The sequence below is a fragment of the uncultured Methanobrevibacter sp. genome (assembly GCF_902801725.1).
GTDB lineage: Archaea > Methanobacteriota > Methanobacteria > Methanobacteriales > Methanobacteriaceae > Methanocatella.
Map to the genome: position 1 here is coordinate 1 of NZ_CADCJB010000046.1, position 9783 is coordinate 9783.

Annotated in this window: 10 protein-coding genes; all 10 read left to right on the forward strand. The window is 34.2% G+C overall.

Translation table 11 applies throughout. The features are described 5' to 3' along the window. Positions 1–2443, forward strand: a 2443-nt coding sequence (locus QZV68_RS09060) for an Ig-like domain-containing protein (protein WP_296880689.1), incomplete at its 5' end; no start/stop codon positions are given. 81 nt (positions 2444–2524) lie between these two features. Next, the gene (locus tag QZV68_RS09065; RefSeq protein WP_296880690.1) at positions 2525–3370 is read left to right on the forward strand and encodes a pantoate kinase; all 846 of its coding nucleotides are present in this window, start codon (positions 2525–2527) and stop codon (positions 3368–3370) included. Next, positions 3363–3878 carry an SAM-dependent methyltransferase gene (locus QZV68_RS09070; protein WP_296880691.1) on the forward strand — a complete coding sequence of 172 codons (516 nt, stop codon included), beginning with the start codon at positions 3363–3365 and terminating at the stop codon, positions 3876–3878. Before QZV68_RS09065 ends, QZV68_RS09070 begins: the two co-directional genes overlap by 8 nt. A 243-nt stretch (positions 3879–4121) precedes the next feature. Next, positions 4122–4916, forward strand: coding sequence for a 2-amino-3,7-dideoxy-D-threo-hept-6-ulosonate synthase (locus QZV68_RS09075; RefSeq protein WP_296880692.1), 795 nt, complete (start codon positions 4122–4124; stop codon positions 4914–4916). 9 nt (positions 4917–4925) lie between these two features. After that, positions 4926–6056 (forward strand): 3-dehydroquinate synthase II, encoded by a 1131-nt coding sequence (locus QZV68_RS09080; RefSeq protein WP_296880693.1) that lies wholly within the window; start codon positions 4926–4928, stop codon positions 6054–6056. Between the two features lie 9 nt (positions 6057–6065). Then, positions 6066–6623, forward strand: coding sequence for an RNA 2',3'-cyclic phosphodiesterase (gene thpR, locus QZV68_RS09085; protein WP_296880694.1), 558 nt, complete (start codon positions 6066–6068; stop codon positions 6621–6623). A 5-nt stretch (positions 6624–6628) separates the two neighbouring features. Beyond that, the gene (gene cca / locus QZV68_RS09090) at positions 6629–7993 is read left to right on the forward strand and encodes a CCA tRNA nucleotidyltransferase (RefSeq protein ID WP_296880695.1); all 1365 of its coding nucleotides are present in this window, start codon (positions 6629–6631) and stop codon (positions 7991–7993) included. Positions 7994–8123: 130 nt separating this feature from the next. After that, the gene (locus QZV68_RS09095; protein ID WP_296880696.1) at positions 8124–8468 is read left to right on the forward strand and encodes a hypothetical protein; all 345 of its coding nucleotides are present in this window, start codon (positions 8124–8126) and stop codon (positions 8466–8468) included. A gap of 45 nt (positions 8469–8513) precedes the next feature. Further along, positions 8514–9065, forward strand: a complete 552-nt coding sequence (locus QZV68_RS09100; RefSeq protein ID WP_296880697.1) for a DUF2284 domain-containing protein — start codon at positions 8514–8516, stop codon at positions 9063–9065. Between the two features lie 8 nt (positions 9066–9073). Next, on the forward strand, positions 9074–9763 hold the full coding sequence (gene npdG, locus QZV68_RS09105) for an NADPH-dependent F420 reductase (protein WP_296880698.1): 690 nt from the start codon (positions 9074–9076) through the stop codon (positions 9761–9763). Positions 9764–9783: the final 20 nt, after the last annotated feature.

Here is a 9783-nt window from a genome sequence, read left to right on the forward strand (position 1 = left end):
ATTAACTGCTAATAAGGTTGGTGAAGCTGATATTACTGTCAGTTTTGCAGCTAACGGAAAATATCGTGCAAACTCAATTAAAGTCCACATCAAGGTAGTGAATGTAAAGGTAGATATTGAAATTGAAAATATTTATCTTTCACTTCGAATTGATGATGTTTTAAATATCAATGCTACTTTAAACCCTGATGTAGGCACATTAAAATATGTTAGCAGTAACTCAAATGTTGTCAGTGTAGATGGATCTGGTCAAATTAAAGCGCTTAAAGTAGGAAATGCTAAACTTACAGTTAGTTATGAAGGTAAAGGAAAATATGCATCTTCAAGCAAAGATGTAATAGTCAGTGTATCCAAAATTCCAACACAAATTGAAATTAACAATAATCTCACTATGGAAATTGGAGAAAATTTCAATATCAAGCCGATTCTAAAACCTTCTGCTTCAGGTAATTTGAAATATTCAAGCAGTAATGGGAACATAGTTGGTGTGGATAATGGATTTGTTACAACTATTGGTTCTGGAAAAGCGAAAATCACTATTTCCTATGCAGGAAATGAAAAATACCTACCTTGTGAAGCTACTGTTGATGTCACTGTCACTGCCAGACCTACTTCAATTAAAGTAAATGACTCAATCACAATTGGCTTTGGAGAAAGTATGGAATTGGGAGCAATTTTAAAGACAAAATACTTTGATTTAGATGGTACATTATTATATGAAAGCAGTAATCCTTCAATTGTTACTGTAAATGGAAATGGATTAATTAATGCCATTCGTAAAGGTAATGCCCTAATAACCATAAAATATAATGGGGCAAGAACTTCTTCAGGTATTTTAGTAAATCAACCTTGCAATGCTACTGTAAAAATATTTGTCACTACACAAACAACCAAAATCACTGTCAATAGTGAAAAATTGTCCTTGAATGTTGATGACTCCTCCAAAATTATCGCTGCACTTGACCGTCCAAAAAACGGTGTTTTAAAATATAGCAGCAATAATAAATCTGTAGCTACAGTTGATGCAACTGGTAATGTAAGGGCTGTTGGCGAAGGTGTTGCAATAATTACCATATTATATCCTGGAAATGAGGACTATCGTTCCTCTTCAGCAAATGTGGCCGTAAGTGTTTCCAGGCATCCATCAAATATCAAATCAAACCTATCTTATTATATTAAAGTGGATGATAATATTGATTTAGGAGCTGTCACATATCCTAATAATGGAGTTTTAACTTACTCAAGCAGCAATCCAGATATTGTTACTGTTGATGCTAAAGGTAGGGTTACTGGATTAAAATCAGGTTCTGCAATTATTTCTATTAAGTTTGCAGGGGATAAAAAATATTTGGCTAAAGAAAAGAAAGTAACAGTACTCGTATCACGCATAGCCACATCCATCAACGTCAAACCTATCCAAATGTATGTTGGAGAGGAATTTGCCATCAAGGATGCATTGACACCTGCAGGAATTGGCAAATTAACTTATGACGGTTATGATTGGGAAATGATTGATGTTGACTCAAAAGGAACAGTTACTGCATTGATGGAGGGTACAACTGAAATATTAATTTCATATGGAGGTAATTACAAATATGCTCCTTCAAACGGCACAGTTTCTGTAACTGTTAAAAAATTGGTTGTTCCTCCTGAAGACTACAAATTTGATATAGTTGTACGTGATGAATACAACAAAGCAACATTTTCATTAACCTTGCCGGATTACCTTGAAGGTACATTCAGTATAACTGTTGATGGTGTAGATAATTATGCGGAACCTATTGTAAATGGAATTGCAAAATGCATTGTTGATGATTTAAGTGCGGGTCAGCATTCAGTAACTATGAGGTATTCGGGAGATGAATTATATTCAAGTTTTGCTCAAAATGCTAATTTCTATGTATCTGAAATCAAAATAGATAAAAACAGGGATATTTCTATTTTATATACTGCATCTGGCAGATACACAGTTCACTTGACCAAAGACACCAAGGCAATGAGTGGAAAAAATGTAATTTTCAAACTTAATGGCAAAAAAATTATTGCAAAAACCAACAAAAATGGTTATGCTTCAATAAAAGTCAAGTTGCCATATAGGGCAAAAGCATACATTGTATCCGCACAGTTTGGAAAAGTCAAGGTATCAAATAAAATAAGCATAAAAAGCATTGTTGTTGCCAAGAATGTTGCAATTAAAAAATCATCCAAATATGCGACTATCAAGGTATCATTGAAAAAGGTTAATAAAAAATACTTAATCAATAAAAAACTTATTCTAAAATTCAATGGTAAAAAGATAATTGCTAAAACCAATAAGAAAGGTGTTGCAACATTTAAGATTAAAAAGAACATATACTACAAACTTAAAGTTGGCAAAAAATACAACTATCAGGTTACTTATCTGAAAAATACCGTAACCAAGAAGGTTACCATTAAAAGATAGGATTCATCTTCCTATTCTTCTTTTTTTTTATTAGTGTTTGTGTCAAAAATTTTAATTAAATAAAAAACAATACTATTTATTATGAATAAATCAGTTTTTGTACCAGGACACATTACCGGTTTTTTCAATATTGAAAACCATGATGTAAGTTTAAAAAACGGTTCCTGTGGAGCGGGATTTTTGCTTTCAAGAGGAGTCAAAACTACAATATCACCTGCGAACAGATTAACTATTGATGTCAACAAGGGTGATGAAACAGTAATTGAAGAGGTTTTAAACATTCTGGAAGTTGAAAGCGAATTTAAGATTACTCAAGATATCCAACTTCCAATTGGTGCTGGTTTTGGAACATCCGCCGCTTCAGCATTAAGCCTAACCTTGACCATCAATGAATTTCTTGATTTGGGATATTCAATGGATTTGTGCGGACAGATCGCCCATATGGCAGAAATCAATTTGGGTGGAGGTCTTGGAGATGTTATAGCTCAAACCGGTAAAGGCCTTGTTTTGAGAACAAAACCTGGTGCTCCGGGAATTGGTGAAATTAAATCATTTAGACAGGATGTATTCATTGCATATAAGACTTTCGGGCCAATTAAAAATGAAGATATTATTTCAGATTCTCATCACAGGGAAGTGATTTCTCAGTCCGGTTTGAAATATTTGGAATTGTTTGAAAAGGAGTCTACTTTGGATAACTTCTTATCGTTTTCAAATAAATTCGCACATGAGACAAATTTGATGACTGAGGAAGTTGAAAATCTAATTAATTATTTTAATTCTTCGAGTGATATTTTGGGTAGTTCCATGGCAATGCTTGGAAATACTGTATTTGCATTTGCATATGATGAAGAGACATTCAAAAATTTAAACATTGACGACTTGCATATATGTGAGCTTAACAACATAGGTATTGTTTATGATTAAATTGAGTTATGATATTGAAAAATACCGCCGGGACTTATGCAATCTGGTAAGTGATGGTGATACTGTAATAGAATTGGGCTGTCATGTTGGAGGCACAACCAAAATATTGTCTCCAAATTGCAATGTGATTGCTGTTGATAATTCTCCTGAAGCAGTTGAAGTAATGAATAGTTTGGATGGCATTGAATTTATTTCAGGTGATGTAAGACGTCATGAGGTTTTGGCTAAAGCTTTTAAAAAAGTTCAAAAATGTGATGTCCTGGCAATAGATCTGGGCGGAGGATATCATCCGGATACAGTTTTTAAGGTATTCTACATTTGGTCTTCAACATTCAAGCCAACCCATACGGCAATCAGGAATAGGGGAATTTTGGAATTTGTTAACTCAGCAAGTGTTAGCGAAGAGGATTATGTCTCTGAGGAGGGTTATCTAAATTCGTATAATGATTCGGGAATTCCTCCATTAATTAAGGAATTTGATTTATGGACTCCCTCTTTAAAGAAATAATGTTTAAATGCAATAGCTATTTTTTTCAGGGCATCCGTTAGGATTATGTGTTTTTAAAAATTTTTAGGTTTTTTCTGCTGTTGAATTTTTCATAATTGTAGTTCTGTTTAATTTTTACTGATTATTTGTATGTTGATTTTAGAATTGGGATAATATTTTTTACAGGATGCCTATATTGGTACAATTAGTATTATATATGTTGTTAAAGAAAAATATACTTCATAAGTTTTAATGAGGCTTTATATGATGATTGGTAAAAAGATTCGTTTAGAAAGAATAATTAACAGAAATACTGGAAGGACTGTAATAGCACCAATGGACCATGGTGTATCAAGCGGCCCTATTCCTGGTATAATCGATATGGATGAAACTGTTGAAGCCATCTCTCAAGGAGGAGCAGATGCAATTTTAATGCACAAGGGTATTGTTAAACAAGGACACCGTGGTTATGGTGAAGATATCGGATTGATCGTGCACCTGTCCGCAAGTACATCCCTTGCACCGGATCCAAATGATAAGGTAACTGTAACAAGTGTTGAAAAAGCAATTCAACTTGGAGCAGATGCAGTATCAATCCACGTTAACCTTGGAAGCGATACTGAAAGTCAGATGTTGCAGGAATTAGGTGAAATAGCTGAAACCTGTGACTACTGGGGAATGCCACTTTTAGCAATGATGTACCCTCGCGGTCAAAAGGTAGAAAACGAACATGATGTGGAATTTGTAAAACATGCTGCACGTGTCGGTTCAGAATTGGGTGTAGATATTGTAAAAACAAACTATACTGGAGACCCTGATTCCTTTAGGGAAGTTGTAGAAGGTGCAATTGTGCCGGTAGTTATTGCAGGCGGACCTAAAGTGGAAACTGATGAAGATTTATTAAATATGGTTAAGGAATCATTAAGCGTTGGTGGAGCAGGAGTTGCATTTGGACGTAATTTATTCCAAGCTGAAAACCCTGGAAAAATTACAAGAGCAATTTCTGAAGTTGTTCACCATGATTTGGATGTTGATGAGGCTTTAGAATTCTTGAAATAAGGTGATTGTGTGCAAGATAAATTCGCTTGGATAAGCACTCCTGATGAATTGTGGGAAGATAAAAAGGAAATGATTACCACAGCACTGGAATCAGGAATTGACCATGTCCTTGATTTGGATGATATAGAACACATCAGAAAGCTTGGAAATGTAAAGATAATTGCAAATACCGATGATGCCGACATATATCTTGTTGGAATCAACGGTGAAGGTGACGGATTTGTTGATTTGAAAGACAACTTTGCAGATTCCGTCGATATTGCAAATGCCAAAAAAGCAAAAAGCGAAGGTAAAACTGTATGTGCATATATCAAAATCACTGATAAAGCTCATGAACAATTGGCAGTAAAATTAGGGCCTATTGTTGATTATATTATCCTTGTTGGGACTGATTGGACTATTATTCCTCTAGAAAACATTATCGCTGATTTGCAGAAGGAGGATGTTGAAATCATTGCTGCTGTACGGGATTTGGATGGTGCAAAAGTGGCGCTGGAAACACTGGAACACGGTACTGATGGAGTAATATTTGAAGCTAATGACTTCAATAATACTAAAAAAATTGCTGAAGAGGTAGTTAAAGCATCACAAACAAAGTATGAACTTAAAATAGCTACTGTAACCAACGTAAAACCATTAGGTTCAGGTGACAGGGTATGTGTTGATACTACAGATATGATGAAACCTGGTGAAGGAATGCTAATCGGTTCCTATTCAAAATCAATGTTTTTAGTACATTCCGAGTCTTTAGAAAGTGAATATGTAGCATCAAGACCATTCAGAGTAAATGCAGGTCCCGTTCAGGCATATGTGATGGTTCCAGGAAACAAAACAAGATATTTATCAGAACTTGTTGCAGGCGATGAAGTGTTGATTGTCAATACTGAAGGTGAAACAAGAACAGCATATGTTGGAAGAAGCAAAATCGAAAGAAGACCATTGATATTGATTGAAGCTGAATATGATGGCAATGTTATCAGGACTTTGCTTCAGAATGCCGAAACAATAAGGATTGTCGATGAAAATAACGAGCCACTTTCAGTCGCTGATGTAAAACCTGGAGATAAAGTTAAGGTATACATTGAATCAAATGCGAGACACTTCGGAATAGCAATTGATGAGACAATCATTGAACAATGAGGTTATTACATGTCTCAAATACGTGCATTTTTAGCTATTGATGTTGACGAAGACCTGAAAGCTAAAATGTATAGAATTATTAAGGAATTTAAGCAAATCGATGCGAACATCAAATATGTTGATTTGCAGAATTTGCATTTGACCCTAAAATTCTTCGGAGATATAGATATAGAAGGCATCGATCTGCTTTCATCAAAGATTTCAAAGGTAGTTGAAGGTTTTGACAGATTTGATTTGAAAATTAAAGGCTGCGGTGCATTTCCAAATACAAACAGAATCAAAGTGATTTGGCTGGGCCTTGAAAATGATGAGATTGTTAAGGAACTTCATGATGAACTCGATAAGGAATTTGTCAGGTTAGGCTTTGACAAGGATAAGAGATTCTCATCACATTTAACAATCGGACGCATGAAATCAGCCAAAGGAAAGACAAAAGTCAAATCAACTATTGAAGAGTTTGATGATGTTGAAATTGGTAGCATGAGTGTAAACAGTATTATCCTTAAAAAATCCACATTAACACCTCAAGGACCAATTTATGAAGATTTAAAAATATTTGAATTGTGATTTATATGGATTATGAGTTAATACTGAATGATATAAAACCTACATTGGATGAAAAACAACAGATTGAAAATGTATATTCAGAATTGATGGATTTTTTGCAGAATGTATGTGACAGTGAAGGTATTGATGCAAAAGTATCTCTTGTAGGTTCAGTTGCTAAGAATACTGCTCTTAAAGGGAAATCAGATATTGATATATTTATAGCATTTCCATTGGGTACAGATAAGCAATATTTAAAGAAAACAGGTTTGGATTTGGCTCATAAGTGTTGTGACAAATTCGATGCAACACCCCAACATCACTATGCTTCACATCCATATGTAACAACCCATGTTGAAGATTTTGAAGTGGATATTGTTCCATGTTATGCAATTGATGACGGAAGCCAGCTTAAATCAGCAGTAGATAGGACAATACTGCACACCCGTTATGTTAAGGCCAATTTAAGTGAAAATCAGAAAGATGAAGTGCTCCTATTAAAACGTTTCATGGCAATGACAGGAACATATGGCTCTGAATTTAAGGTAGGAGGCTTTGCCGGTTACCTTTGCGAACTTCTAATTATAAATTATGGTGATTTTGAAAATACTTTAAAACAAGCGATTAACTGGCAATATGGTCAAAGTATTGACTTGGAAAATTATGGAACTTCTCATAATTTTGATGATCCTTTGATTGTAATTGACCCGACTGATAAAAATCGTAATGTTGCGGCTGCATTGAGATTGGATAAAATGGCTGAATTCATACAATCTGCAAGAAACTACATATTTTCAGACAATAAAAAAGATTATTTTTATCCATTAAATAGAAATCTTGAAAAAGAAGATATTTTAAAGGAATTCTCTAAAAGAGGCAGTGAGTTAATTGCTATTCAATTCAATATTCCTGATATGCCATTGGATACCCTTCATCCGCAGCTTAAAAAAACATGTGAAGCTTTAGAGAGGAAATTGAATGATGAGGAATTCAATGTTTTTAAAGCGGATTATTGGAGCGATGAGATATTGACTTCAGTAATATTGCTTGAAATGGCTTCATCAACTTTAAATAATATAAAAGTAAATGTAGGGCCTAAAGTATTCTTTAATAAGGCCTGTGAAAATTTTGCAGGTAAATATGGTCGTGAAAACTGTTATATTCAAGATGATTTTTTAGTCCACACTCAAAAAAGGCAATTCAATCATGCAAACGATTTTATTAAATATATTTTTTCAAAAGAACATATAAACCTCATTAAAGTTGGAAAAAACCTCAGAAAAACTATTACTGATACTTATAAATTCGTTGACATTGATGATTTTAATGATGCAAACTTTTTAGAGTTTTTGGATGATTTTATTAATCCTGGTCAGCACATTGTTAGGTGAATTGGGTAGAATAATCAACTGTATGGCATGAAAATTATTGGTTGTTAGGATTTTACGACTTTTACATAATTTAAATAGAATCAATGGTTAATCTTTAAGTTTAAAGATTATTTATTTAAAATGTGATATTATGGCACAAAAAAAATTTCTTTATGAATTTCAAAGCAATGATTTGAAAAATCTTGAAGCTATTGAAAGGGATGCTTTTAGAAAAGCGGATGAACTCAACGACAGGATACTTGATTTGAAGATAATGGTTGATGAAATCAATGAGGAGTGGGAGGATTTCATCCAGTTTTTGGAAGATGAAAGAATATCAAAATACTGTGAGTTCAAATGTCAGGAAACAATTGAATTTGATGAAGAATTGCTGAATGCAATAGTCACCACCCTGAAAAAAACATTAACGGACACTAACAAATCCATTAACTATAATTCTAAAAAAATCAAAATTAACAGGGTCATTGATGGATAAATCTAATAGAAACTTTTATTATATTCAATTTTTATAATAATAACTATGTCAGAGATTAAAAAACTCACGGCAGATGTGGATGTTGGGGAATACTACGAAAAATATGTGGACTTCGACGAAATCTCCAAACTCTGCATTGAAGAGCAAGAAACGCTAGGCTATAACTGGAACTATCCACCCTTTGAATTTGATGTGGATGAAGTATGGAATTCATACAGCAAACTTAAGATAATTGCCTTCAAAATTGACTTTTCCGAAGAGGAATTGGCACACACCTTTGAAGAGAAGGAACTTGAATTTATTTTAAAAAGATTTGAACGCATGAAAGTCAAACTGATGAATGAAATTTACATGCTTGAGGATGAAAACTCCTTAGCTCTCTTTTTAGGCAAATGCAACCTATGCATGAGATGTACAAGGGAATTCAACATGCCATGTAAAATGCCGTTTAAAATGAGATATTCAATAGAATCATTGGGCGGAAAGGTAGACCAGACAGTTGAAGACATTTTCGGTTATGAAATAAAGTACGCTAAAGATGGAAAACTGCCAGAATATCTGATATTCGTAGGCGGATTATTATATGATAAAAAGTAGGTGATAAAATGAAAGTAAGTATTATTGGAGGAACCGGTCCACAAGGACTTGGAATTGCAGAAAGATTAGCTATTGCTGGTGTAGATGTGATTGTAGGTTCAAGAAAAGAGGAAAAGGCACTTGATGTTGTTGCAAAAGCAAAAGAAGAACTTGCTGACTATGATTTGTCCAATATGGTTGGTATGGCTAATGAAGATGCTGCAAAAGAAGGTGACGTATTGATAATTACAGTACCTCTTGCTGCTCAAAAGCCAACAATTGAAGGAATAAAAGAGTTCTGTGCTGATAAGATTGTCATGGATGCAACAGTACCTCTTGAAACAGCAATCGGTGGAAAGCCATCCAGATTCATTGACCTCATGGAAGGATCAGCTGCTGAAAGGACTGCTTCAATTCTTGAAGGAACCGGTGCAAAGGTAATCTGTGCATTCTGTAACATCTCAAATTCACACCTTGCAAACATTCCAGAAGAGATTGACTGTGACTGCTTGATTGCAGGTGACGATGCGGATGCTAAAGTTACTGCCGCTGAAATCATCGACAAGATTCCTGGAATCAAAACAATCGACTGTGGAATTCTTGAAAAAGCAAGAATTATTGAAAAGATTACTCCACTTTTAATTGGATTGAATATCAAATACAAATCCCATTATGGTGGATTAAGAATAACCGGTATTCCAGCACTGGATAAGGATTAGATTTATATGGATTCATTTGA